The sequence below is a fragment of the Streptomyces sp. NPDC051776 genome, from assembly GCF_040681345.1.
GTDB lineage: Bacteria > Actinomycetota > Actinomycetes > Streptomycetales > Streptomycetaceae > Streptomyces.
In genome coordinates, this window is the sequence record NZ_JBFAYQ010000019.1 from 11,788 (window position 1) to 37,198 (window position 25,411).

A 25,411-nucleotide genomic window follows, 5' to 3' on the forward strand; every position below is an offset into this window, starting at 1 on the left:
GACTGGGACATTTAGGACAAAAAGTCTCCGGTTCCCCTCGAAATTGTTCAACAGCGTGACCTGCGGGACCGCGGAAAGACCGCCGCTCAAGCGTGCGGCCGGGCCCTGCCCGGGAACTGCGACCGCCTCGTCTCCACCCGGTCCGTGACGGGATCCTGATGCACTCCGGGGCCGGTGCCCGCCGGCACGGATCCGACCGGCCCGGCCGTATCAGCCCACCCGCACGGCCGCGCGCACCTCGTCGGCCAGCCCCGCCGCGGCCCCCCGCAGCCCCGCGGCGTCCGGGCCGTGCCGGAGCACCCCGCGGCTGACGCTGGGCACGACATTGCCCACCGCGGCGCCGAAGACACCGGGCAGATCCGCCGGAGTCGCCCCCTGGGCGCCGATCCCGGGGGCGAGCAGCGGACCATTGATCGCGAGGTCGGCGTCCGCGTCGCCGAGGGTCGCGCCGACGACGGCTCCGACCGAGCCGAGCGGAGCCGCGCCCGCGTTCTCCGCCGCCATGTGGTCGAGCATCACCTGCGCGAGGGACCTGCCGTCCGCAGCGGTGGCGCGCTGCACCTCGGCCCCCTCGGGGTTGGAGGTGAGCGCGAGGACGAAGACGCCGCAGCCGGCGGCCGAGGCCGCGTCGAGGGCCGGGCGCAGCGAGCCGAAGCCGAGATACGGGCTGACCGTCACCGCATCGGAGAACAGCGGGCTTCCTGGGTGCAGATAGGTGGCGGCGTACGCGCCCATGGTGGAACCGATGTCGCCGCGCTTGGCGTCCATGAGCACCAGGGCTCCGGCGTCGCGGGCCTCGGCCACGGCCTTCTCCAGTACGGCGATGCCCCGGGAGCCGAAGCGCTCGAAGAACGCGGACTGCGGCTTCAGCACGGCAACGCGGTCGGCGAGCGCCTCGACGACCGTGCGCGTGAACCGCTCCAGACCCGTGACGTCGTCGTCCAACCCCCAGTCGGTGAGCAGCGAGGCATGCGGGTCGATCCCGACGCACAGCGGGCCGCGGGTGTCCATGGCGCGGCGCAGACGCGCGCCGAACGGCTCCGGTTCGGTCATCAGGCGGCAGCCTTCCGGTTTTCGGCGCCGACGGCGTCGGCGAGGGTGGCGTACGGGCTGCGGGCGAGGCGGTCCGCGAGCCCGGCGTTGATCGTGCGGCACCACCAAGGGCCCGCGTAGATGAATCCGCTGTACCCCTGGACCAGCGTGGCGCCGGCGAGGATGCGCTCCCAGGCGTCGTCGGCGGTCTCGATGCCGCCCACACCGATGAGCGTGACGCAGTCGCCCACGCGCGCGTAGAGCCGGCGCAGGACCTCCAGGGAGCGGGATTTCAGGGGCGCGCCGGAGAGTCCTCCGGCGCCGACGGCCTCGATCTCCGGCTTCTCCGTGGCCAGGCCGAGGCCCTCGCGAGCGATGGTGGTGTTGGTGGCGATGATGCCGTCGAGGCCCAGCTCGACCGCGAGATCGGCGGCGGCGTCCACGTCCTCGTCGGCGAGGTCCGGGGCGATCTTGACGAGCAGCGGGACGCGGCGGCCGGTGACCGTACGGTCGGCCGCCTCGCGGACCGCGGAGAGCAGGGGGCGAAGGTGCTCGACGGCCTGCAGATTCCTCAGTCCGGGTGTGTTCGGGGAGCTGACGTTGACGACGAGGTAGTCGGCGTGGCTCGCGAGGCGCTCGGTCGACGTCACGTAGTCGGCCACAGCTTCAGCCTCCGGGACGACCTTCGTCTTTCCGATGTTGACGCCGACGACCGCGGGGAAGACCGCGCGGCGCGCGCTGAGCCGGGCGGCGACGGTGGCCGAACCGTCGTTGTTGAAGCCCATGCGGTTGATCAGGGCGCGGTCCGGGACCAGCCGGAACAGCCGCTGCCTGGGGTTGCCCGGCTGGGGCTGCGCGGTCACCGTGCCGATCTCGACGTGGCCGAATCCGAGCATGGACAGCCCATCGATCCCGGTCGCGTTCTTGTCGAAGCCGGCGGCAAGACCGAACGGGCCGGGCATCGTCAGGCCCAGCGCCTCGGTGCGCAGCGCCGGGTCCCGCGGTGTGAGGACGGCCGCGACCAGCGTCCGCAGGACGGGGACGCGGGCGGCGAGCCGGATCCAGGAGAACGCCAGGTGGTGGGCGCGCTCGGGGTCCATCCGCCGGAGGACCAGTCGGAACAGGAGGGAGTACATGGTGGGCCGGGCCTTCCGCGGCGAGCAGGGATGTCCAGGGTCCGGGATGTCCGGGAAGCCGCCCACCCGCCGCCGAGGGCGGGTGGGCGGGATCAGGGCTACGCCGTCCGGGCCGCGGTCAGATGCTCCGCGTGTTCCTGGAGGGAGCGGACCCCGACGTCGCCGCGGCTGAGTGCCTCGATGCCCTGGACGGCCGCTGCCAGTGCCTGGACGGTCGTCAGGCAGGGCACGCCGCGGGCGACCGCGGCGGTACGGATGTCGTAGCCGTCGAGGCGGCCGCCGGTGCCGTAGGGGGTGTTGACGATCAGATCGACGTGACCCTCGTGGATGAGCTGGACGATGGTCTTCTCGCCCTGCGGCCCCTGGCCCTCGCTGTGCTTGCGGACCACGGTGGCGTTGATGCCGTTGCGCTTGAGGACCTCGGCGGTGCCTGAGGTGGCGAGCAGTTCGAAGCCCATGCCGACCAGTTCGCGTGCGGGGAAGATCATCGAGCGTTTGTCGCGGTTGGCGACGGAGACGAAGGCCCGGCCCTTGGTGGGCAGCGCGCCGTACGCCCCCGCCTGGGACTTGGCGTACGCCGTGCCGAAGACCGAATCGATGCCCATGACCTCACCGGTGGAGCGCATCTCCGGGCCGAGAATGGTGTCCACGCCCCGCCCGGAGGCGTCCCGGAAGCGACTCCAGGGCAACACGGCCTCCTTGACGGAGATCGGCGCGTCCAGCGGGAGTGTGCCGCCGTCACCGTCCGCCGGAAGCAGGCCTTCGGACCGCAGCTCGGCGATGGTGGCGCCGAGCGAGATGCGGGCGGCGGCCTTCGCCAATGGTACGGCCGTGGCCTTGGAGGTGAAGGGGACCGTGCGGGAGGCTCGCGGGTTGGCCTCCAGGACGTAGAGGATGTCCCCGGCCATGGCGAACTGGATGTTGATCAGTCCCCGGACGCCGACGCCCTTGGCGATGGCCTCGGTCGAGGTGCGCAGCCGCTTGATGTCGAAGCCGCCGAGGGTGATCGGGGGCAGGGCGCAGGCGGAGTCGCCGGAGTGGATACCGGCTTCCTCGATGTGCTCCATGACGCCGCCGAGGTAGAGCTCGTGGCCGTCGTACAGCGCGTCGACGTCGATTTCGATGGCGTCGTCGAGGAAGCGGTCGATGAGGACCGGGTGCTCGGAGATGAGTCCGGCGTGGCGTGTGAGGTACTCAGCCAGCGAGGGCTCATCGTAGACGATCTCCATGCCGCGGCCGCCGAGGACGTAGCTCGGGCGGACCATGACCGGGTAGCCGATCTCGGCGGCGATGCGCCCGGCCTCATCGAAGGAGAAGGCGGTGCCGTACTTGGGTGCGGGCAGTCCTGCCTCGGTCAGGACACGGCCGAATGCGCCGCGGTCCTCGGCGGCGTGAATGGCCTCGGGCGAGGTGCCGACGATCGACACGCCGTTGTCCTTCAGCGCCTGGGCCAGGCCCAGCGGGGTCTGGCCGCCGAGTTGCACGATGACGCCGGCAACCGGGCCGGCCTGGGTTTCGGCGTGGACGATCTCCAGGACGTCCTCCAGCGTGAGCGGCTCGAAGTAGAGCCGGTCGGAGGTGTCGTAGTCGGTGGAGACGGTCTCGGGGTTGCAGTTGACCATGACGGTCTCGTAGCCCGCGTCGTGCAGGGCGAAGGAGGCGTGCACACAGGAGTAGTCGAACTCGATGCCCTGGCCGATGCGGTTGGGGCCCGAGCCAAGGATGATGACGGCGGGCTTCTCGCGCGCAGCGACCTCGGTCTCCTCGTCGTAGGAGGAGTAGAAGTACGGGGTGCGGGCGGCGAATTCGGCCGCGCAGGTGTCGACGGTCTTGTAGACCGGGCGGATGCCGAGGGCGTGCCGGACCTCGCGGACGACGTCCTCGCGCAGCCTGCGGATGCCGGCGATCTGGGCGTCGGAGAAGCCGTAGCGCTTGGCCTCGGCGAGCAGTTCGGGGCCGAGCTCGTCGGCCTCGGCGAGCTCGTCCGCGACCTCCTTGATCAGGAAGAGCTGGTCGGTGAACCAGGGGTCGATGGTCGTGGCGGCGAAGATCTCCTCCGGGGTGGCGCCGGCGCGGATGGCCTGCATGACGGTGTTGATCCGGCCGTCGGTCGGGACACGTGCGGCCTCGAGCAGTGCGGCCCGCTCGCCGGGGTCGCCGGTGAAGGAGAACTGGCTGCCCTTCTTCTCCAGGGAGCGCAGCGCCTTTTGCAGCGCCTCGGGGAAGTTGCGGCCGATGGCCATGGCCTCGCCGACCGACTTCATGGTGGTGGTGAGGGCGGCGTCGGCGGCCGGGAACTTCTCGAACGCGAATCGCGGCACCTTGACGACCACATAGTCGAGCGTGGGCTCGAAGGACGCCGGGGTCTCCCGGGTGATGTCGTTGGGGATCTCGTCGAGGGTGTAGCCGACGGCGAGCTTGGCCGCGATCTTCGCGATCGGGAAGCCGGTGGCCTTCGACGCCAGCGCCGACGAACGGGAGACCCGGGGGTTCATCTCGATGACGATCACTCGGCCATCGACCGGATTGACCGCGAACTGGATGTTGCAGCCGCCGGTGTCCACGCCGACCTCGCGGATGACCGCGATACCGATGTCCCGCAGGATCTGGTACTCGCGGTCGGTCAGCGTCATCGCCGGGGCGACGGTGATCGAGTCACCGGTGTGCACGCCCATCGGGTCGAAGTTCTCGATGGAGCAGACGACCACGACGTTGTCGTGCTTGTCGCGCATCAGCTCCAGCTCGTACTCCTTCCAGCCGAGGATCGACTCCTCCAGGAGCACCTCGGTGGTCGGCGAGAGCGTCAGGCCCTGGCCCGCGATACGCCGCAGCTCTTCCTCGTCGTGCGCGAACCCGGAGCCCGCACCGCCCATGGTGAAGGAGGGCCGTACGACGACGGGGTAGCCGCCCAACTGCTCGACACCCGCGAGGACTTCCTCCATGGAGTGGCAGATGACCGAGCGGGCGGACTCGCCGTGGCCGGTGCCGGCGCGGACGGCCTCGACGACCTCCTTGAACCGGTCGCGGTCCTCGCCCTTGTGGATGGCCTCGACGTTGGCGCCGATCAGCTCGACGCCGTACTCCTTCAGCGTGCCCGCCTCGTGCAGGGAGATCGCGGTGTTGAGCGCGGTCTGGCCGCCGAGCGTGGGCAGCAGCGCGTCGGGAAGCTCCTTGGCGATGATCTTCTCGACGATGTCCGGGGTGATCGGCTCGACGTACGTGGCGTCGGCGATCTCCGGATCCGTCATGATCGTGGCCGGGTTGGAGTTGACCAGGATCACCCGCATGCCCTCGGCCTTGAGCACACGGCAGGCCTGGGTGCCGGAGTAGTCGAACTCGGCAGCCTGGCCGATGACGATCGGTCCCGATCCGATGACCAGGACGGACTGGATGTCAGTGCGCTTGGGCACGCTGGTCCTCCATGAGGGAGACGAAGCGGTCGAACAGGTACGCGGCGTCGTGCGGACCCGCGGCCGCCTCGGGGTGGTACTGGACGCTGAAGGCCGGGACGTCGAGGCACCGCAGGCCCTCGACCACGCCGTCGTTGAGGCAGACGTGGGAGACCTGGGCGCGCCCGAAGGGGGTGTCGGAGTCTCGGTCGAGCGGGGCGTCGACGGCGAAGCCGTGGTTGTGCGCGGTGACCTCGACCTTGCCGGTGGCGCGGTCCTGGACCGGCTGGTTGATACCGCGGTGACCGTACTTCAGCTTGAACGTGCCGAAGCCGAGCGCGCGGCCGAGGATCTGGTTGCCGAAGCAGATGCCGAACAGCGGTGTCCTTCGCTCCAGCACGCCGCGCATGAGCGAGACGGGGTGGTCGGCGGCGGCCGGGTCGCCAGGACCGTTGGAGAAGAACACCCCGTCCGGATTCACCGCGTAGATGTCGTCCACCGCCGCGGTGGCGGGAAGGACGTGCACCTCGATGCCGCGCTGCGCCATGCGGTGCGGCGTCATGCCCTTGATGCCGAGGTCGACCGCGGCCACCGTGAACTTCTTCTCGCCGATGGCCGGGACGACGTACGTCTCGGTGGTGGCCACCTCGGCGCTGAGGTTCGCGCCTTTCATCTGCGGCGCCGCCTGGACGCGCGCCAGCATGGCCGCCTCGTCGCCGATCGCCGCGCCGGAGAAGATCCCGACCCGCATCGCCCCCCGCTCGCGCAGGTGACGGGTCAGGGCGCGGGTGTCGATCCCGCTGATCCCGACGACGCCCTGGGCGGCCAGTTCCTCGTCGAGGCTGCGCACGGAGCGCCAGTTGGACGGCGCGCGGGCGGGGTCGCGGACCACGTACCCGGCGACCCAGATGCGCTTCGACTCCGGGTCCTCGTCGTTGACGCCCGTGTTACCGATGTGAGGGGCGGTCATGACGACGACCTGCCGGTGGTACGAGGGGTCGGTCAGCGTCTCCTGGTAACCGGTCATGCCGGTGGAGAAGACGGCCTCACCGAAGGTCTCCCCCACGGCCCCGTAGGCGCGGCCGCGGAAAGTGCGGCCGTCCTCCAGGACGAGTACGGCGGGGGTCCTGGCCCCCCGGGTGGAGGTCGTCATCGTGCGCCTTCCTGGTGGGTGGTGGTGCTGTCGAGCGTGGTGACCCAGGCCCGGTGCTCCTCGGAGCGGTCGGAGCGGAAGCCGGAGTCGATCAGGGTGTCGCCGTGCTGCCAAGTGATCACCAGCAGGCCCCCCTCGGTGAGGACCTTGCCGGCGATGCCCTTGTCGAGCCGGGCGCCGCGCAGGGATGCCGCCGGCACGAAGAAGTCCCGGGCCCCGGGGCGTACGACGGACAGGCCCTCGTCGGTGAGCGTCAGCTCGGCGCGGCTGCGGGTGCCGAGGCCGTGGGCGACGATCCGGTCGAGCCACTGTCCCGCGGTGGTCGAGCCGTGGTAGCGGCCGGTCATGGTCAGCCGTGACTCGCCGGCGGTCTCAGGGGTCTCGGGCAGCTCGGGGATGCCGGACTGGAGCACGCCGCGCCACTTCCAGCCCTCGCGCATCAGCCAGTAGAGCAGGGCGATGAGGAGCAGGAGGCCGACGACCCACCCCAAGCGGGCGGCGAGGTCGGTGACGTCCTGGGACTTCTGCTCGGCGGCCAGCTCGGCGGCCGGTCGGATGTGTGGTGTCACGCCAGCTTCCCGTCCACGACCGTTGCCCGGCCCCGCAGGAAGGTGTGGGTGACGCGCCCCGGCAGCTCACGGCCCTCGTACGGGGTGTTGCGGCTGCGGGAGGCGAAGCCCGCGGGGTCCACGACACCACGGTATGCCGGATCGACGAGGGTCAGGTTGGCCGGTTCACCCACCGAGACGGGGCGTCCGTGGCCCTCCAGGCGGCCGATGGCGGCCGGGCGGAAGGACATGCGCTCGGCGACCTGGGCCCAGCCGAGCAGGCCGGTATCGACCATCGTGTGCTGGACGACGGAGAGCGCGGTCTCCAGGCCGACCATGCCCATGGCCGCCGCGCCCCACTCGCAGTCCTTGTCCTCGTGGGGGTGCGGGGCGTGGTCGGTGGCCACGCAGTCGATGGTGCCGTCGGCGAGGGCCTCGCGCAGCACCATGACGTCGGCTTCGGTACGCAGCGGCGGATTCACCTTGTAGACGGGGTTGTAGGACCGTACGAGCTCATCGGTCAGGAGCAGGTGGTGCGGGGTGACCTCGGCGGTCACGTCCCAGCCCTTGGACTTGGCCCAGCGGACGATCTCGACCGAGCCCGCGGTGGAGAGGTGACAGATGTGCACGCGGGAGCCGACGTGGGCGGCGAGCAGCACATCGCGGGAGATGATCGACTCCTCGGCGACGGCGGGCCAGCCGCCGAGGCCGAGTTCGGCGGAGACGACGCCCTCGTTCATCTGGGCGCCCTCGGTGAGGCGGGGCTCCTGGGCGTGCTGGGCGATGACGCCGTCGAAGGCCTTCACGTACTCCAGCGCCCGGCGCATGATCACGGCGTCGTCGACGCACTTGCCGTCGTCGGAGAAGACGCGGACGCCGGCGGCGGAGTCGTGCATGGCACCCAGCTCGGCGAGCTTCTTGCCCTCCAGGCCGACGGTGACGGCGCCGACGGGCTGGACGTCGCAGTAGCCCGACTCCCGGCCGAGCCGGTAGACCTGCTCGACGACGCCGGCGGTGTCCGCCACGGGGAAGGTGTTGGCCATGGCGTGGACTGCCGTGAACCCGCCGATGGCGGCGGCGCGGGTGCCGGTGAGCACGGTCTCGGAGTCCTCGCGGCCCGGCTCGCGCAGATGCGTGTGCAGGTCCACCAGGCCCGGCAGCAGGACCTGGCCCTCCGCGTCGATCACGGTGGCGTCCTCGGCACCGGAGACCGTCGAATCGGTGCCGATGGCCGTGATGGTCTCGCCGGTGATGAGGACGTCCTGGGGCTCGCCGCCGAGGATCCGCGCACCGCGGAGGAGGGTCTTCTTCGGTTCGCTCATGGTCACTTGCTCTCCTCGGTGCGGGGGTTCGACGGCGCGGGCTCGGCACCGCCGAGCAGCAGGTACAGGACGGCCATCCGGATGCTGACGCCGTTGGCGACCTGCTCGACGGCCGTGCAGCGCGGCGAGTCGGCGACCTCGGCGGTGATCTCCATGCCGCGGTTCATGGGGCCGGGGTGCAGGACGATCGCGTGCTCGGGTGCCCGGCTCGTCCGCTCTCCGTCGAGTCCGTACCTGCGGGCGTACTCCCGCTCGGTGGGGAAGAAGGCGGCGTTCATGCGCTCCCGTTGGACGCGCAGCATCATCACGGCGTCGGACTTCGGCAGTACCGCGTCCAGGTCGTAGCCGACCTCGCAGGGCCAGGTCTCGACGCCGATCGGCAGCAGGGTGGGCGGCGCGATGAGGGTGACCTCGGCGCCGAGGGTGTGCAGCAGATGGACGTTGGAGCGGGCGACGCGGCTGTGCAGGACGTCGCCGACGATGGTGATGCGGCGGCCGGAGAGGTCGCGGCCGCTGCCTTCACCGGGCCCCTGGTGGTGGGTGGGGCCGCCGTCGGGGGCTCCCGCGAGGTGGCGGCGCATGGTGAACGCGTCCAGCAGCGCCTGCGTGGGGTGTTCGTGCGTACCGTCGCCGGCGTTGACGACCGAGCCGTTGATCCAGCCCGAGGTGGCGAGGCGGTGCGGAGCGCCGGAGGCGTGGTGGCGGATGACGACCGCGTCCGCGCCCATGGCCTCCAGGGTCAGAGCCGTGTCCTTGAGCGACTCTCCCTTGGACACGGAGGAGCCCTTCGCGGAGAAGTTGATGACGTCGGCCGACAGGCGCTTGGCCGCGGCCTCGAACGAGATACGGGTCCGGGTGGAGTCCTCGAAGAAGAGGTTGACGACGGTGCGGCCGCGCAGGGTCGGCAGCTTCTTGATCGGCCGGTCCGCGACCCGGGCCATCTCCTCGGCGGTGTCGAGGATGAGGACGGCGTCGTCGCGGGTGAGGTCGGCGGCCGAGATGAGGTGACGCTTCATCTGGTGGCTCCGTGGTGGGAGTTGAGGTGTGCGGGCGGGCGCGCGTGACCGCGGCCCCGGGGTCACCGGGTCCGTGGGGAGGTTGCTACTGCTCGACTGCGGAGGCGGGTTCACGTACTCCGAGAAGCACGCTGTCGCGCCCGTCCTCTTCGGTGAGCTGGACCTTCACCGTCTCCCGCAGCGACGTCGGGAGGTTCTTGCCGACGTAGTCGGCGCGGATGGGCAGTTCGCGGTGGCCGCGGTCGACGAGGACCGCGAGCTGTACGGCTCGGGGGCGGCCGATGTCGCCCAGCGCGTCGAGCGCCGCGCGGATCGTGCGGCCGGAGAAGAGCACGTCGTCGATCAGCACGACCAGGCGGCCGTCGATGCCGTCGCCGGGGATCTCCGTACGCGCGAGGGTGCGGGCGGGGCGCAGCCGCAGGTCGTCGCGGTACATGGTGATGTCGAGGGAGCCGACGGGCGCGGGTCGTCCGGTGATCTCCTCGAGCTTGGCGGCCAGCCGGCGGGCGAGGAAGACGCCGCGGGTGGGGATGCCGAGAAGCACCACGTCGTCGGCGCCCTTGGCGCGTTCGACGATCTCGTGGGCGATGCGGGTGAGGACCCGGGCGATGTCGGGTGCCTCGAGCACGGGGCGCGCGGAGAGCGGGCCTACCGGGCCGGTTGTGTCCATGGGAAGCGGACCTCCTTCTCCGCCTCACGGGACGGACCTTAAAGGACGTCGGGATGTACAGGGCTAACGGTACCAGGGGGTGCCCGCGACCCTTCCGGTGCCCCCTCACCGCTCTGACCTCCAGGGACAACAGGTGTTGACCCGTTCCGCTTGACGAGGTGGGATTACGCTGCGTAACCTCACAGTGAGTTACCAGCCTTCGTCCGGGGAGCTATATGTCCAGCGAATACGCCAAACAGCTCGGGGCCAAACTTCGCGCCATCCGTACCCAGCAGGGGCTCTCTCTCCATGGCGTCGAGGAGAAGTCGCAGGGGCGTTGGAAGGCCGTCGTCGTCGGCTCGTACGAGCGTGGCGACCGGGCCGTCACCGTGCAGCGTCTCGCCGAACTCGCGGACTTCTACGGCGTTCCGGTGCAGGAGCTGCTGCCGGGCACCACGCCCGGCGGAGCGGCCGAGCCGCCGCCGAAGCTGGTGCTGGACCTGGAGCGCCTGGCGCATGTTCCGGCCGAGAAAGCGGGTCCGCTGCAGCGCTATGCCGCGACGATCCAGAGCCAGCGCGGTGACTACAACGGCAAGGTCCTGTCCATCCGCCAGGACGACCTCCGCACGCTCGCGGTGATCTACGACCAGTCGCCCTCGGTCCTGACCGAGCAGCTCATCAGCTGGGGCGTGCTGGACGCGGACGCCCGCCGGGCCGTGCAGCACGAGGACGCCTGACCCGCGGATCCGACCTGTGATCCGGACCCGAGCCGGTCCGGAGCAGAAACGTCACGTCCTACGCCGACCGCCCTCGGGAGCCCCCGAGGGCGCCGGGACGAACCGATCGGGCCCCGAACGGAAAGCTTCGGCTTTCCGTTCCGGGCCCGGTGTCGTGCGTACGGCGATCGCGCGCGATCGCGGGTCCCCAAGGTCCCGCGCCGGTTCAGACTCTGCGCAGGGACGGCTTGAGGTCCTTGAGACGGCCCAGTAGCCCGTTCACAAAGGCCGGCGACTCGTCCGTGGAGAACTCCTTGGCGAGTTGCACGGCCTCGTCGATCACCACCGCGTCCGGGACGTCGTCCTCCCAGATCAGCTCGTAGGCGCCGAGCCGCAGGATGTTGCGGTCCACCACCGGCATACGGTCGATCGTCCAGCCGACCGCGTAGGTGGCGATCAGCTCGTCGATCCGCTCGGCGCGCGCCTCATACCCCTCGACGAGCTGCATCGTGTATTCGCCGACAGGCGGCTGCCGGTCGTCCGTCCGGGCGAGCCGCAGCCAGTCGGCGAGCACGGTCTTCACCGCGACGCCGCGCTGATCGGACTCGAAGAGGATCTGAAACGCGCGCTTCCGGGCCCTGTTGCGTGCCGCCACGGTTACTTGTTCACCCGGCCGAGGTACTCGCCGGAGCGGGTGTCGACCTTGATCTTCTCTCCGGTGGTGATGAAGAGCGGGACACCGATCTCGTAGCCGGTCTCCAGACGGGCCGGCTTGGAGCCGCCGGTGGAGCGGTCGCCCTGGACGCCGGGCTCGGTGTACTCGATCGACAGCTCGACGGCGGCCGGAAGTTCGACGTAGAGCGGGTTGCCCTCGTACATCGCGACGACGGCCTCGAAGCCCTCGAGGAGGAAGTTGGCGGCGTCGCCCACGGTCTCCGGGGTGATGTGGAGCTGGTCGTACGTGTCCATGTCCATGAACACGAAGTCGTTGCCGTCCTTGTACGAGAACTGCATGCCGCGCTTGTCGACGTTGGCCGTCTCGACCTTCACGCCGGCGTTGAAGGTCTTGTCGACCACCTTGCCGGAAAGCACGTTCTTCAGCTTGGTGCGGACAAAGGCAGGGCCCTTGCCGGGCTTGACGTGCTGGAACTCGACGACGGACCAGAGCTGGCCCCCCTCGAGCTTGAGCACCATGCCGTTCTTCAGGTCGTTCGTGGTGGCCACGGTTGCGTAATTCTCCTGGACTGGCTGGCGGTGAGACCTCGGTTGCGCGCCGGACTTGCTAGAGCGCGAGCAGTTCCTTGGTCGTGATGGTGAGTAGCTCTGGTCCGCCGTCCGCCTCGTGACGGACGACGAGCGTGTCGGTGATCCGGACACCGCCCCGGCCCGGGAGGTGGACCCCCGGTTCGACGGTGACCGGCACACAAGCGTCCAGTTTACCCATGGCCGTCGGGGAGAGCTGAGGCTCCTCATCGATTTCCAGTCCCACACCGTGCCCTGTCGATGGCGGCAGGCCCTCCCCGTGGCCGGCCGCGTCGAGGACGTGACGCGCGGCGCGGTCCACCTCGCAGTACGCGGTACCAGGTGCGAGCGCCTCGCGCCCGGCCCGCTGTGCCGCGAAGACCAGCTCGTAGAGATCGATCTGCCAGCCCGCAGGCGAGGTGCCGATGACGAACGTACGGCCCAGTTCGCAGCGGTAACCGCGGTAGTTCGCGCCCAGGCGGACGCTGAGGAAGTCGCCCTCCTCGACGCGGCGGTCGGTGGGCAGATGACCCTCGGCGCCCGCGTTCGGCCCCGTCGCGACCGAGGTGGGGAAGGCCGGGCCGTCGGCGCCGTGGTCGACGAGGCGGCGCTCCAGCTCCAGGGCGAGGTGGCGCTCCGTACGCCCGACGAGAATCGACTCCAGCAGCTCGCCGAGCGCCTGATCGGAGATCTCGGCTGCGATACGCAGACAGGCGATCTCCGCGTCGTCCTTGATCAGCCGCTGCTGCTCGACCGCGCGGCCGAGGTCGGTGAACCGGACCCGCGGGGCGACCCCTCCCAGCGCACGGTGCCGCGAGACGGTGAGGTGGTGCTCCTCGACGGCCAGGGAGTCGGCCCCGGCCTCGGCCGCGAGTCCAGCGGCGGCAACGGCCGCGTCGGCGGTGGGCGCGGGGAGGGCCAGGACCCGCAGATCCTCGGCGAGACGGCCCTCGGCCGGATCACCCGACGGGGGGCCGAGGCTGAGGAGCACATCCTCCGCGGGACCGAGCAGCAGGGCCGCGCCGTGGGGTGCGGCACCCGCCAGATAGCGCACGTTCGCGGGACGCGACACCAGTACGGCGGCCCGTCCGGCCGCCGTACACAAGTCGCGCAGGCGCGTACGCCTGGCCGCGTGCACCTCTGCCATGTCTTCGAGCCTACGAGCGGAGACAGGACCCGGCCCGGTGAGCACCGCCGGACGGGGCGGCGCGGGGCTGGGCAGCGGCAGCGCGGCGTCCGGTGGGCGGTGGGCGGCGCTCGGTGCCTGCGACGGCACCTCGGTTCGGCGGCACGGCTTGTCCACGGGCGGCTGCCCATGGCACGGCTCGTCCGCGGCACGGTGGCTTGTCCACGGGCGGCTGCCCATGGCACGGCTCGTCCGCGGCACGGTGGCTTGTCCGCAGGGGGCTGTCCATGGCACGCGGGCGAGGACGTCGCGGGCCTGCCAGGGATGTGCGGGCACGGGGAGCATGCCCTCGGCTGTCGGCGGCACGCCTGCCCACGGCACGGCTTGTCCACGGGCGGCTGTCCATGGCACGGCTCGTCCGCGGCACCGTGGCTTGTCCGCCGGGGGCCTCTGCGGAGGCCGGGCCGGCCTCCGGAACTACCAGCTCGGCGGGCTCGCGATGCTGCGCGCCAGCACGTCGTCGAGGATCCGGGCCGTGGTGGGGACGTCGAGCTGGGAGTTGTCGATGATCGGCAGGCCGGAGCTGTACCAGCCGGCCATCTTGCCGTGGATCAGGGCCACTTCCTCGTCCGAGAGCCTGCGGTTGCCGGAGCGCTCGGCGTTGCGCTCGAGGACGATCTCCAGGCCCGGCAGCAGCACCACCGGCATCAGCCCGGGCCCCACATGCCGCTTCCAGCCGCCCAGCCCGACGACCGGGCGGTCGGGGAAGACCGCGTCGTCGAGGATGCAGGAGATCCCGTTGGCGAGGAAGTTGCGGGCGGAGAAGCCGCAGGTGCGGCGGGCGAGCCGGTACTGCGCCTCGGAGTGGTCGTTCCACCCTGCCTGGGGGTCGGCGAAACCGGACCGGACCCATTCGCGTACGTCGTCCAAGCTGATGTGCGCGGTCGGCACCCGTCGGGTCTCCGCCCAGTAGCGGGCCACCGTCGTCTTGCCTGCGCCGGCGGGACCGATGAGGAGCACAGCGATGGTCGCCTGCGCGGGGTCGGGGGCCACCGTGCCCGGGGGCGGGCCCGGCATGGGAACGGGGCCTCCCGGCGGCAGACGGATATGGCCGGTGTCGGTGGGCGGTGCGGACGGGTGCCGCGGCGGGGGCCCCGACCAACCGGGCGCATGCGCCGGTCCGGGCACAGGCCCGGGCGGCGGGCCCGCGGGGGCCGGTGCCTGCGGCGGGCCCGCGGGGGGCGGAGCGCCCGGGTGGGGCCGCGGGCCGGGGGGCGGCGGCGGTGCGCCCTGCCCGCGCGGCGGCGGTACGGGCGTCCAGCCCGCACCCGGCCGCCCCCCAGGCCCGTGGGGCGGTGGCAGCGGAGCTCCCACTGCGTGCTGCATCCGCTGCCTCTCCGTCTCGTGGTCGAACTGCGTGTGATCGAACGGCGTCACGCCCCGGACAGCGTGCGGTCTACGGCCTTCGCCGCCGTGTGGCCCGAACGCTATCTTCCGCTCCCGCCGGGAGGCACCCCCACCCCCGGCACCGCTGGAAGGCACCCCCACCCCCGGCACCGCTGGAAGGCACTCCAACCCCGGGCGCCGCCTGGGGCAGGCGGTCCCGTCCTCCGGCGGCCGCCGGAAGGAGACGGCGCTCAGCCCCCGGCTACCCTGAGGATGGGAGAGCCATCCCGGTGCTCGCCGGGGCGAAGACTCGTCCCCCCCGACCCGGCTGCCACGGGCCCAAGCTCCCGGGCCCGTCTGCGGTTTGCCGACCGCCGCGGGGTGAGCCACCGGGCGCGTTCGGTTCCCGCCACCTCCGTTGGGGAGCGGGCGTGAGCGTCCGGAAGTGCCCGGGCGCGGGCGCGGATTTCCGTCTCTGCGGAGTCCGGGTCGGCGGATGCGGAGTCCCCTCACTCGAGCCCCGCCGAAGCACCCTCACCCGAGCCCCATGCCGAAGCACCCTCACTCGAGCCCCATGCCGAAGCACCCTCGGCCGAGACCCCCATGCCGAAGCACCCTCGGCCGAGACCCCCATGCTTAGTCCCCCTCGACCGAGGTCCCTTCGACCGAGACCCCTTCGGCCGAGTCCGGCGGCTCAGCCCGGCAGCTCCTCGGCCAGAGCGCGCAGCGCCAGCCGGTACGAGCCGATGCCGAAGCCCGCGATGGTGCCCGTCGCCACCGCGGCGACGACCGAGGTGTGGCGGAACTCCTCGCGCGCGTGCGGGTTCGAGATGTGCACCTCGATGAGCGGCGCGGTGAGCTGGGCCGCCGCGTCCCGCATCCCGTACGAGTAGTGCGTAAATGCCCCCGGGTTGAGCACCACGGGGATCGATCCGTCGGCGGCCTCGTGCAACCAGCGGATCATCTCCCCTTCGTCGTTGGTTTCGCGCACCTCGACCTCGAAGCCGAGCTCCTCGCCGAGCCGCGTGCACTCTTCGACCAGGCCCTTGTACGAGGTGGAGCCGTAGACATCGGGTTCGCGCGAGCCCAGCCTCCCGAGGTTCGGGCCGTTCAGCACATAGACCCTGCGCGTCACCGGGAGACCTCCGCGTAGGCGGCCGCGAGCACGGCCGGGTCGGGTCCCTCCAGGACGGTCGGCTTGGCCAGGCCGTCGAGGACGATGAAGCGCAGCAGGTCGCCGCGGGACTTCTTGTCGACCTTCATGGTCTCCAGCAGCCTGGGCCACTGGTCGCCGCGGTAGGCCAGCGGCAGCCCGACCGACTCCAGGACGGCCCGGTGCCGGTCGGCGGTCGCGTCGTCGAGACGTCCGGCGAGGCGTCCGAGCTCGGCGGCGAAGACCATACCGATCGAAACGGCCGCGCCATGGCGCCAGTTGTACCGCTCGTTCTTCTCGATGGCGTGACCGAGCGTGTGGCCGTAGTTCAGGATCTCGCGCAGACCGGATTCCTTCAGGTCCGCGGAGACCACCTCGGCCTTGACCCGGATCGACCGCTCGATGAGTTCCGCGGTGTGCCGGCCCTCCGGCGTACGGGCGGCGGCCGGGTCCCCCTCGATCAGTTCGAGGATCACGGGGTCGGCGATGAAGCCCGCCTTGATGATCTCGGCGAGGCCGCTGATGTAGTCGTTGGCGGGCAGCGAGGCGAGGCTCGCGAGGTCGCACAGCACGCCGGCCGGCGGGTGGAAGGCGCCGACGAGGTTCTTGCCCTCTGCGGTGTTGATGCCGGTCTTGCCGCCGACGGCCGCGTCCACCATGCCGAGCACCGTCGTCGGGACCGCGATCCAGCGAACCCCGCGCAGCCAGGTCGCGGCGACGAACCCCGCCACGTCGGTGGTGGCGCCGCCGCCGACGCCCACGATGACGTCGGAGCGAGTGAAGCCGGTCTGCCCGAGCGCCTTCCAGCAGTACGCGGCAACCTCGGCGGTCTTGGACTCCTCCGCGTTCGGGAGCTGGACCGCGATGGCCTCGTAGCCCTGGCCGGCCAGGTCCTCGCGCACCGCTTCGCCGGTGGCGGCCAGCGCCTCGGGGTGCAGTACGGCGACGCGCTTGGCGGCGCTGCCGATGAGGCCGGGCAGCTCGCCCAAGAGCTGGTGGCCGACCAGGACCTCGTACGGGTCCGTGCCCGCGCTGCCGCCGACCCGGATACGGGTGGGGCTGCCGGTCTCGCTCATGCGTACCTCACTGCGTGGTGCGTCACGATGTCCTTCCTGTCCCGGGGCCGCCGTCGCCGCCGGGGGTGCGGGGGCGTTCGGCGGTGGCCGGCCCGGGATCAGCCGCTCCGTGCCCGGCCGTCCCGGCAGCCTGCAGGTCCAGTGCGTCGAGGACGGCGTCGGAGACGTCCTCGGGGGTGCGCTCGTCGGTCTGGACGACGACGCGGGCGACTTCCGTGTAGAGCGGTCGCCGCTCCTCCATCAGCTCGCGCCAGCGCTGCCGCGGATTGACGGCGAGCAGCGGGCGCGGGGCGTTGAGACCCACGCGCTTCATCGCGTCGCCCACCCCCACGTCGAGGAAGACCACGGGCAGTCCGGCGAGCAGCTTGCGCGTATCGGGGTCCATGACCGCGCCGCCGCCGAGCGCCAGGACGCCTGAGTGCTCGACGACCGCGGCGTGGACGGCCTGGCGCTCCAGATCGCGGAAGTGCGCCTCGCCCTCGTCGATGAAGATCTCGGGGATGGGGCGGCCCGCCATGCGCTCGATGTCCGCGTCGGTGTCGCGGTAGTCGGTGCCGAGCCGCTCGGCGAGCAGTGCGCCGACGGTCGACTTGCCGACGCCCATGGGCCCGACCAGGACGACGACCGGGCCACTCGCCGGGCTCTCGTCCGCTCGGTCGCCGCTCACCGGACGCTCTGCGCGGCCGCTCACCGGATCGCCAGGTTGTCGAGGTAGCCCTGCACATTGCGTCGCGCCTCGGTCACGCTGTCGCCGCCGAACTTCTCAGCGACCGCGTCCGCCAGCACGAGTGCCACCATCGCCTCGGCGACGATGCCCGCGGCCGGCACGGCGCAGACGTCGGAGCGCTGGTGGTGCGCCTGGGTTGCCTCGCCGGTGGTGACGTCGACGGTGGCCAGCGCCCGGGGCACGGTCGCGATGGGCTTCATCGCGGCGCGTACGCGCAGCAGCTCACCGGTGCTCAGCCCGCCCTCCGTGCCGCCGGAGCGACCGGTGCGGCGGCGGATGCCCTCGTCGGTGGAGACGATCTCGTCATGAGCCTTGGATCCGGGCACCCGCGCCAGGTCGAAGCCGTCGCCGACCTCGACGCCCTTGATCGCCTGGATGCCCATCAGCGCTCCGGCGAGGCGGGCGTCGAGCCGCCGATCCCAGTGGACGTGGGAGCCGAGGCCGACGGGGACACCGTAGGCCAGCACCTCCACGACGCCGCCGAGGGTGTCACCGTCCTTGTGGGCCTGGTCGATCTCGGCGACCATCGCCTTGCTCGCGTCCCGGTCGAGGCAGCGCACGGGGTCGGCGTCGAGGCGCTCGACGTCGGACGGCTTCGGGTACACGCCGTACGGTGCCCTGGCCGCGGCCAGCTCCACCACATGGGAGACGATCTCGATCCCGGCCGTCTCCTTGAGGTACGACCGGGCCACGGTGCCCAGTGCGACCCGAGCCGCGGTCTCGCGCGCGGAGGCGCGCTCCAGCACGGGACGGGCCTCGTCGAAGCCGTACTTCTGCATCCCCGCGAGGTCGGCGTGGCCGGGGCGGGGGCGGGTCAGCGGCGCGTTGCGGGCCAGTTCGGCGAGTTCGGCCGGGTCGACCGGGTCAGCCGCCATGACCTTCTCCCACTTGGGCCACTCGGTGTTGCCCACCATGATCGCAACCGGGCTGCCGAGGGTCAGACCGTGCCGCACCCCGCCGATGAAGGTGACTTCGTCGCGCTCGAACTTCATCCGCGCGCCACGGCCGTAGCCCAGCCGCCGCCGCGCGAGCGCGTCCGCCACCATGTCTGTGGTGATCGGGACGCCGGCAGGGAGACCCTCCAGCGTCGCGACGAGTGCGGGGCCGTGCGACTCCCCCGCCGTCAGCCAGCGCAACCTGCTCAACGGTGCTCCTCATGCTCGCGCCTCGGTCGTGCGGCGCAGCCTGGGGCACTTCCCACCTGCCGCTGGGGGTACCCCCACCCCGCGGTCGCTGAGGGAGCGCGGCCCTGGGCCCGCCACCTCCGATCCTCCCACGTCCGGGCGGTCCGTCCGGACGCCGGTCCACGGAGCGGACGCCGTACGGAGAGGGCGAGGGGCGGGCCGGTGGGCCTCGCGCCTCCGCCGCACGCCTCGTACCCCCTCCGCCAAACGCCTCGCGCGCCGCCCGCCGCACGCCTCGTGCCCTCCGCCGCACGCCTCGCGCTCGCCCGCCGCCGTACGCCCCTACGCCTCCGCCGTACGCCCCCGCAGCGCCCGCTCACCGGCCGCGCGCATGGCCGCCAGCGGCGCGGGCGCGCGCCCCGTCATCCGCTCGACCTGCAGCACGGCCTGGTGAACGAGCAGGTCGAGGCCGCCGACGACCGCTCCGCCCCGATCCGCCCAGGCCGCGGCCAGCGGGGTCGGCCAGGGCTCGTAGAGCACGTCGAACAGCGTCCCCGGCATGTCCGGTACGGATGTGGCCAGCGCGTCGGTGGTGCCCGCGGGAGTCGTGGCGATGACGAGAGGCGCGGACGAGGCGAGGGCCGCGTCGTTCCAATCGGCGGTCTCCACGTCGACCGAGAGCCGCTCCCCCCACTGCCGCATCTCCGCGGCCCGCGCCTCGCTGCGCACATAGGCCGTGACGGGGCCGGTGCAGATGCGGGAGAGGGCGGCGAGAGCGGAGGAAGCGGTGGCTCCGGCACCGAGCACGGCGGCCCGGTCGACCTTCTCGACGCCGCGTTCGCGCAGTGCGGCGAGCATGCCGGGGATGTCGGTGTTGTCGCCGGTGCGGCGCCCGTCGTCCGTGAAGACCACCGTGTTGACCGCCTCGACGGACGCCGCGGTCTCGCCGATCTCGTCGAGCAGCGGGATGACCGCGCGCTTGAGCGGCATGGTCAGGGACAGCCCTGCCCAGTCGCCCTCCGGAAGGCCGTCGAGAAATCCGGCGAGGGTGTCCTCGTCGATCTCGAAACGGTCGTAGCGCCAGCCGTCCAAGCCCATCGTCTCGTACGCGGCGCGGTGCAGGACCGGCGAGAGGGAGTGGGCGATCGGCGAGCCGAGGACCGCCGCGCGTCGTTCCGTGCGCCGCTGTCCGGCCGTCATGGCGTCAATTGCCCTTCTCACGGTTCTTGTTGAACTCCGCGACGAGCTTCTGGTGCTCGGCGAGGGTCTTGGTGAAGGTGGTCTTCTGGTTGTCCAGCGAGATGAAGTAGAACCAGCCGCCCCTGTCCGGGTCGATCGCCGCCCGCAGTGCCTCGTCGCCCGGATTGCCGATCGGGCCCGGCGGGAGCCCGCGGTAGAAGTACGTGTTGTACGGGTCGTCGTGGTTCCGGATCTCGTTGATCGGGATGTCGACGTTGCTCTGGTTCTTGAGGTAGTTGTACGTCGAGTCGAACTCGATCTTCCCGTTCGTCTCCTGGTTGCCGGGCTTGAGGCGGTTGTAGACAACATCGGCCATCTTGCGGAAGTCGTCGTGCGTCTTGCCCTCGGCCTGCACGAGGCTGGCCACCGTCACGACGTCGCGCGGCGACTCAAGACCAAGCCTCTTCGCCTCGCCCTCCACGTCCAGCTTCTTGTAGACGCTCTTCGCCCGGTCGACCATCTGCCGCAGGATCTCCTCGGGTTTTGTCCCCTTGGCCGCGCTGTACCGCGACGGGTAGAGGAACCCTTCCAGCGGATCCTTGACCGCGGGGCCGTCGGCCCAGGGAGGCAGTCCGAGGCTGCCCGCCTTCTTCTTGGCGACGGAGCTGGTCGTGCCCTGCGGGAGGTCGAGCTTCTTGTCGATGGCGCGGTAGACGGAGGTGGCCCGCAGCCCCTCGGCGATGATGAGCGCGTTGAGGTTTGCCGGGTCCGTCATCATCTCCACGGCCGAATCCGCGGACATGCCCTTGCGCAGGACGTAGACCCCGGGCTGGATGGCATCGCCCTTGGGGTTGTCGTTCTGCGCCTCCACGAAGGCGTCGACGCTCTTCACCACGCCGGCACTCTTGAGGATGTTGCCCATCTGGTTGCCGGTGGCGCCGTCCGGGATCTCCACCTGGACCTGGCCGCTGCCGCTCCCGGAGAAGTCGGGCGGCGGGCCGAAGTGCTCCTGCCAGAAGTCGTACGCGAGGTATCCGGCGCCACCGACCGCGCCGAGCAGCACGGCACCGGAGAGCAACAGGGCCATACCGCTGCGCCGTTTGGGCCCGCGGTCGCGGCCCCGTTCGCGGTCGCGGTCTCCGCGGCGGCCGCTTCCTGAGCCGCCGGGCTCGTCGTCGTCCTCAAGCCCGTGGTCACCCGCGAAGAAGGGGTGCTCATCGCGCTCGGGGACGGCCTGCCACTCCGCGGTCTCGTCGGGCGCGGGCCGGTCACGCCGCGGGGGCTCGGTGTACTGGAGCTGGTCGCCGTAGGGCTGGGCCGCCTGTTGGTGGTGACTGGGGTGGTGGTGCGGCTGGTTCCGGCTGCCCGGTGGCTGCGGCGGCGGATAGGCGTCCGGGGTGCCGTACGGGTCGGGGCGCCGACCGCCGTACGGGTCATGGTGCTGGGGCTGCTGGCCGTACGGGTCCTCGGGGGTGCCGTAGGCCATCGGCCGGTCGGCCGGGGCGGGATCCCAGCCGTACCCCTGCCGGGCGTCGCCGTACTGGTCATACCCCGGCTCGCCGTAGCCCTGCCGGCCGTATCCCTGCTGGTCATAGCCTTGATGACCGTAGCCCTGCTGCTGGTGACTCTGCCGGGCGTAGTCCTCCTGGCCGTATTCCTGGTGGGCATAGCCCTGCGGGGCGGGCTGCTGTCTGCCGGGGTACTGCTGCTGCGCAGCGTCGTAGGGAGTCGTCCGACCGTCCCACTGCGGCTCTCCGTACCAGCCCTGGTCCCCGTACAACGGGTCCTCGGGATGCCACGGTTCGGAGCCCTGACCCCGGCCATACTCAGTCATCGATCCCCTAGAGGCGCGAGACGGCTTCCGGTGCGCGTCGTCCGTGCGCAGGCGTCCGGTCCGCCTCATTTCCGTACGGCGGCATCCGCATGTCGAACGATGCCGGTCGCGCGGAACGTTACCGTATCGCGATCAGATGACCACTCGGACGCACTCCCCGGGAGCTTTACCCGACGCGCGTTCCGTTTCGAGTGCGTTCTGCAGAATGACCACGGCCGCCGCCTGGTCGACGACCCCGCGGCCCTTCCTGGAACCGACCCCTGAAGCACGCAGCCCCTGGGCCGCCGTGACGGTGCTCAACCGCTCGTCCACCAGGCGAACCGGTACGGGTGCGATGCGCTCGGCCAGGCCCTGTGCGAAGGTGCGCACCTTCTTCGCGGCCGGTCCTTCACCGCCGCTGAGCGAGCGGGGCAGACCGACGACGACCTCGATCGGCTCGTATTCCGCGACGATGGCGGCGAGCCGGCGCTGCGCGGCTGGAATGTCCCGTCCGGGGACGGTTTCCACCGGGGTGGCGAGGACCCCGTCGGGGTCGCACGAGGCGACCCCGATCCGGGCGTCCCCGACATCCACGGCGATACGCCGGCCGCGGCGCATGGGCTGAGCCTCCGTCACGTCATGCCTTCTCGGCGACGAGCCGCTCGACGGCGGCCACGGCGTCGTCGATCGCGGCAGGATTCTGGCCGCCGCCCTGGGCGACGTCGTCCTTGCCGCCACCGCCGCCGCCGAGCGTCTTGGCGGCCGTACGGACCAGCTCGCCGGCCTTGACGCCCCGGTCGCGGGCGGCCTCGCTGGTGGCGACCACGGTCAGCGGACGGCCCTTCGCCACGGTGAACAGGGCGACGACGGCCGGTCGGCCCTGGAGGCGGCCGCGCACATCGAGGACGAGCTTGCGCAGGTCGTCTGCGGAGGTGCCGTCGGGCACCCGGCCGGTGACCAGCGCCACGCCTCGTACGTCCTTGGCGCCCTCGGCGAGGCCCGCGGCGGCCTGGAGGACCTTCTCGGCGCGGAACTTCTCGATCTCCTTCTCCGCCTCGCGAAGCCGGCTCAGCATCCCGGCCACACGCTCGGGCAGTTCCTCGGAGCGGCCCTTGACCAGCTCGGTGAGCTGGTCGACGACCGTGGCCTCACGGGCGAGGAAGTTGTACGCGTCCATGCCCACCAGGGCCTCGACGCGGCGCACACCGGAGCCGATGGAGGATTCGCCGAGCAGCTTCACCAGACCGAGCTGCGAGGTGTTGTGGACGTGCGTGCCGCCGCACAGCTCCTTGGAGAAGTCGCCGATGGTCACGACGCGGACCCGCTCGCCGTACTTCTCGCCGAACTCGGCGATGGCGCCCTGCTTCTTGGCCTCGCTCATGCTCATCACCTCGGCGGTGACGTCGAGTTCGCGGCCCAGCACCTCGTTGATCCGCTGCTCGACATCGGTGAGCACGGCCGTGGGCACGGCACTCGGCGAACCGAAGTCGAAGCGGAAGCGGCCCGGGGCGTTCTCGGAACCGGCCTGGGCGGCGGTGGGGCCGAGTGCGTCGCGCAGCGCCTGGTGGGTGAGGTGCGTGGCACTGTGGGCGCGGGCGATGGCCCGGCGGCGGGTGACGTCGATCTCGGCGAACGCCGGGGCGCCGACGGTGACTTCACCGACCTGGACGACGCCCTTGTGCACGCTGACGCCCGGCACCGGCTGCTGGACATCCCGGACCTGGACGACCGCACCCGTGTCCAGCTTGATCCGGCCGGTGTCGGCCTGCTGGCCGCCGCCCTCGGCGTAGAACGGGGTGCGGTCCAGGACGACCTCGATCTCGTCGCCCTCGTGGGCGGCGGGCGAGGGAAGGCCGTCCACCAGGAGGCCGACGACGCGGGACTCGCCCGAGGTGTCGGTGTAGCCGATGAAGTCGGTGGCGCCGGAGGTGTCGGCGACCTCGCGGTACGCGGACAGGTCGGCGTGCCCCTGCTTCTTGGCCCTGGCATCGGCCTTGGCCCGCTCCCGCTGCTCCTTCATCAGACGGCGGAAGCCCTCTTCGTCCACCGACAGGCCCTGCTCGGCGGCCATTTCGAGGGTGAGGTCGATCGGGAAGCCCCAGGTGTCGTGGAGCAGGAAGGCCTTGTCGCCGGGCAGGACACTGCCGCCGGCGGCCTTGGTGTCGGAGACGGCGGTGTCGAGGATGTTGGTGCCGGTCTTCAGGGTCTTGAGGAAAGCGGCCTCCTCGCCCAGGGCCACCGTCTCGATGCGCTTGCGTTCCTCGACCAGCTCGGGGTACTGGGGGCCCATGGCCTCGATGACCGTGTCCACGAGCTCGCCGACGACGGGACGGTCGGCGCCGAGCAGGCGCATATTGCGGATGGCACGGCGCATGATGCGGCGCAGGACATAGCCGCGGCCCTCGTTGCCGGGAGTGACGCCGTCGCCGATGAGCATGACCGAGGTGCGCAGGTGGTCGGAGACCACGCGCAGGGAGACGTCGGACGCGGGGGCGGCGCCGTAGGCGACGCCAGTGAGTCCGGTGGCCTTGTCGATGACCATGCGCGAGGTGTCGATCTCGTACATGTTCTGGACGCCCTGGAGGATCATCGCCAGGCGCTCGAGGCCGAGGCCGGTGTCGATGTTCTTGTCGGGCAGCTCCCCGAGGATCGGGAAGTCCTCCTTGCCGGAGCCCTCGCCGCGCTCGTACTGCATGAAGACGAGGTTCCAGATCTCCACGTAACGCTCGTCGTTGACGGCCGGGCCGCCCTCGACGCCGAACTCGGGGCCGCGGTCGTAGTTGATCTCGGAACACGGTCCGCAGGGGCCCGGGACGCCCATGGACCAGTAGTTCTCCTTCATGCCCAGTCGCTGGATGCGCTCGATGGGCACGCCGATCACGTCGCGCCAGATCCGCTCGGCCTCGTCGTCGTCCTTGTAGACGGTGATCCAGAGCTTCTCCGGCTCCAGGCCGTAGCCGCCGTCCTCCACGGAGGAGGTCAGCAGCTCCCAGGCCAGCTTGATGGCGCCCTCCTTGAAGTAGTCCCCGAAGGAGAAGTTGCCGCACATCTGGAAGAAGGTGCCGTGCCGGGTCGTCTTGCCGACCTCTTCGATGTCGGGCGTCCGCACGCACTTCTGCACGCTGGTGGCCCGCGGGAACGGCGGCTTGACCTCACCCAGGAAGTACGGCTTGAACGGCACCATGCCCGCCGGGACCAGCAGCAGCGTCGGATCGTCCGCGATGAGCGACGCCGACGGCACGACGGTGTGCCCGCGCTCCTCGAAGAAGCGCAGCCAGCGGCGACGGATTTCAGCCGACTCCATCAGTGGTCCTCATTCCGGTTGTACGGGCGGCTCGGGCCCGGCGCCTCGGGTCGGCGCGGCGCGGGCAGTTCCCTGTCGTGGGGGTCCTGGGACTGCAACCCCAGGGCGCCGTTCAGTTCTTCCTCGCGCTGCGCCATACCGGCCTTGACGTCGAGGGCGAACTCCTTGAGCCGGTGGCCGGCCTCGACGGCCTTGTCCGCGGCCCGCGCGGCGAGGCTCTCCGGCGTGAGCTGCCGGAGCTTGCGGTTGACCTTCGTGGTGGCCCACACCCCGGCGGCCACGCCGGTGCTGAACCAGAACGTGCGGCGGAACATCGGTTG

The 25,411-nt window shown here is 71.3% G+C and carries 22 protein-coding genes; 1 reads left to right on the forward strand and 21 read right to left on the reverse strand.

Translation table 11 applies throughout. The features are described 5' to 3' along the window. Window positions 1-210: 210 nt before the first annotated feature. The 8 genes from pyrF to pyrR all read right to left on the reverse strand — a co-directional run bounded on the left by pyrF (window position 211) and on the right by pyrR (window position 10,266). The gene (gene pyrF, locus AB0M26_RS16740; RefSeq protein WP_365261086.1) at window positions 211-1,053 is read right to left on the reverse strand and encodes an orotidine-5'-phosphate decarboxylase; all 843 of its coding nucleotides are present in this window, start codon (window positions 1,051-1,053) and stop codon (window positions 211-213) included. Further along, window positions 1,053-2,168 carry a quinone-dependent dihydroorotate dehydrogenase gene (locus AB0M26_RS16745; protein ID WP_365261089.1) on the reverse strand — a complete coding sequence of 372 codons (1,116 nt, stop codon included), beginning with the start codon at window positions 2,166-2,168 and terminating at the stop codon, window positions 1,053-1,055. The genes pyrF and AB0M26_RS16745 overlap by 1 nt, the downstream gene beginning before the upstream one ends. A gap of 98 nt (window positions 2,169-2,266) precedes the next feature. After that, window positions 2,267-5,578 carry a carbamoyl-phosphate synthase large subunit gene (carB, locus tag AB0M26_RS16750; RefSeq protein WP_365261092.1) on the reverse strand — a complete coding sequence of 1,104 codons (3,312 nt, stop codon included), beginning with the start codon at window positions 5,576-5,578 and terminating at the stop codon, window positions 2,267-2,269. Beyond that, on the reverse strand, window positions 5,562-6,710 hold the full coding sequence (gene carA, locus AB0M26_RS16755; protein ID WP_365261095.1) for a glutamine-hydrolyzing carbamoyl-phosphate synthase small subunit: 1,149 nt from the start codon (window positions 6,708-6,710) through the stop codon (window positions 5,562-5,564). Before carA ends, carB begins: the two co-directional genes overlap by 17 nt. After that, window positions 6,707-7,279 (reverse strand): hypothetical protein, encoded by a 573-nt coding sequence (locus AB0M26_RS16760; RefSeq protein WP_365261098.1) that lies wholly within the window; start codon window positions 7,277-7,279, stop codon window positions 6,707-6,709. The genes carA and AB0M26_RS16760 overlap by 4 nt, the downstream gene beginning before the upstream one ends. After that, window positions 7,276-8,580, reverse strand: coding sequence for a dihydroorotase (locus AB0M26_RS16765; RefSeq protein ID WP_365261101.1), 1,305 nt, complete (start codon window positions 8,578-8,580; stop codon window positions 7,276-7,278). The genes AB0M26_RS16760 and AB0M26_RS16765 overlap by 4 nt, the downstream gene beginning before the upstream one ends. 2 nt (window positions 8,581-8,582) lie before the next feature. After that, window positions 8,583-9,596, reverse strand: a complete 1,014-nt coding sequence (locus AB0M26_RS16770) for an aspartate carbamoyltransferase catalytic subunit (protein WP_365261104.1) — start codon at window positions 9,594-9,596, stop codon at window positions 8,583-8,585. A gap of 85 nt (window positions 9,597-9,681) precedes the next feature. Then, a complete protein-coding gene (gene pyrR / locus AB0M26_RS16775) occupies window positions 9,682-10,266 on the reverse strand; it encodes a bifunctional pyr operon transcriptional regulator/uracil phosphoribosyltransferase PyrR (RefSeq protein ID WP_365261106.1) in 585 nt (194 codons plus the stop codon). A 215-nt stretch (window positions 10,267-10,481) separates the two neighbouring features. Between pyrR and bldD the strand changes: the two genes are divergently transcribed. Next, on the forward strand, window positions 10,482-10,982 hold the full coding sequence (gene bldD, locus AB0M26_RS16780) for a transcriptional regulator BldD (protein WP_004948690.1): 501 nt from the start codon (window positions 10,482-10,484) through the stop codon (window positions 10,980-10,982). Window positions 10,983-11,187: 205 nt separating this feature from the next. On the opposite strand, the gene nusB is transcribed toward bldD, so the two are convergent. The 13 genes from nusB to AB0M26_RS16845 form a co-directional block, all read right to left on the reverse strand. Next, window positions 11,188-11,616 carry a transcription antitermination factor NusB gene (nusB, locus tag AB0M26_RS16785; protein ID WP_365261110.1) on the reverse strand — a complete coding sequence of 143 codons (429 nt, stop codon included), beginning with the start codon at window positions 11,614-11,616 and terminating at the stop codon, window positions 11,188-11,190. 2 nt (window positions 11,617-11,618) lie between these two features. Then, on the reverse strand, window positions 11,619-12,185 hold the full coding sequence (gene efp, locus AB0M26_RS16790) for an elongation factor P (RefSeq protein ID WP_365261112.1): 567 nt from the start codon (window positions 12,183-12,185) through the stop codon (window positions 11,619-11,621). A 58-nt stretch (window positions 12,186-12,243) separates the two neighbouring features. After that, a complete protein-coding gene (locus tag AB0M26_RS16795) occupies window positions 12,244-13,350 on the reverse strand; it encodes an aminopeptidase P family protein (RefSeq protein ID WP_365261115.1) in 1,107 nt (368 codons plus the stop codon). A 456-nt stretch (window positions 13,351-13,806) separates the two neighbouring features. After that, the gene (locus AB0M26_RS16800) at window positions 13,807-14,715 is read right to left on the reverse strand and encodes an AAA family ATPase (RefSeq protein WP_365261118.1); all 909 of its coding nucleotides are present in this window, start codon (window positions 14,713-14,715) and stop codon (window positions 13,807-13,809) included. Window positions 14,716-15,409: 694 nt separating this feature from the next. Continuing rightward, the gene (gene aroQ, locus AB0M26_RS16805; protein ID WP_365261121.1) at window positions 15,410-15,850 is read right to left on the reverse strand and encodes a type II 3-dehydroquinate dehydratase; all 441 of its coding nucleotides are present in this window, start codon (window positions 15,848-15,850) and stop codon (window positions 15,410-15,412) included. Then, a complete protein-coding gene (aroB, locus tag AB0M26_RS16810) occupies window positions 15,847-16,944 on the reverse strand; it encodes a 3-dehydroquinate synthase (protein ID WP_365261124.1) in 1,098 nt (365 codons plus the stop codon). Before aroB ends, aroQ begins: the two co-directional genes overlap by 4 nt. A 22-nt stretch (window positions 16,945-16,966) precedes the next feature. Continuing rightward, window positions 16,967-17,548, reverse strand: coding sequence for a shikimate kinase (locus tag AB0M26_RS16815; protein WP_365261323.1), 582 nt, complete (start codon window positions 17,546-17,548; stop codon window positions 16,967-16,969). Between the two features lie 83 nt (window positions 17,549-17,631). Further along, window positions 17,632-18,816, reverse strand: a complete 1,185-nt coding sequence (aroC, locus tag AB0M26_RS16820; protein ID WP_365261127.1) for a chorismate synthase — start codon at window positions 18,814-18,816, stop codon at window positions 17,632-17,634. Window positions 18,817-19,137: 321 nt separating this feature from the next. Further along, a complete protein-coding gene (locus tag AB0M26_RS16825) occupies window positions 19,138-19,995 on the reverse strand; it encodes a shikimate dehydrogenase (RefSeq protein WP_365261326.1) in 858 nt (285 codons plus the stop codon). A 4-nt stretch (window positions 19,996-19,999) separates the two neighbouring features. Next, window positions 20,000-21,808: an endolytic transglycosylase MltG gene (gene mltG / locus AB0M26_RS16830; protein ID WP_365261130.1), complete on the reverse strand. Its 1,809-nt coding sequence runs from the start codon at window positions 21,806-21,808 to the stop codon at window positions 20,000-20,002. A 132-nt stretch (window positions 21,809-21,940) separates the two neighbouring features. Then, entirely contained in the window at window positions 21,941-22,405 is a 465-nt protein-coding gene (gene ruvX, locus AB0M26_RS16835; protein ID WP_365261328.1) for a Holliday junction resolvase RuvX, read from the reverse strand. Between the two features lie 19 nt (window positions 22,406-22,424). Continuing rightward, complete coding sequence (gene alaS, locus AB0M26_RS16840; RefSeq protein WP_365261133.1) at window positions 22,425-25,091, reverse strand: alanine--tRNA ligase; 2,667 nt, start codon at window positions 25,089-25,091, stop codon at window positions 22,425-22,427. After that, window positions 25,091-25,405 carry a DUF6167 family protein gene (locus tag AB0M26_RS16845; protein WP_365261136.1) on the reverse strand — a complete coding sequence of 105 codons (315 nt, stop codon included), beginning with the start codon at window positions 25,403-25,405 and terminating at the stop codon, window positions 25,091-25,093. Before AB0M26_RS16845 ends, alaS begins: the two co-directional genes overlap by 1 nt. Between the last annotated feature and the right edge of the window lie 6 nt (window positions 25,406-25,411).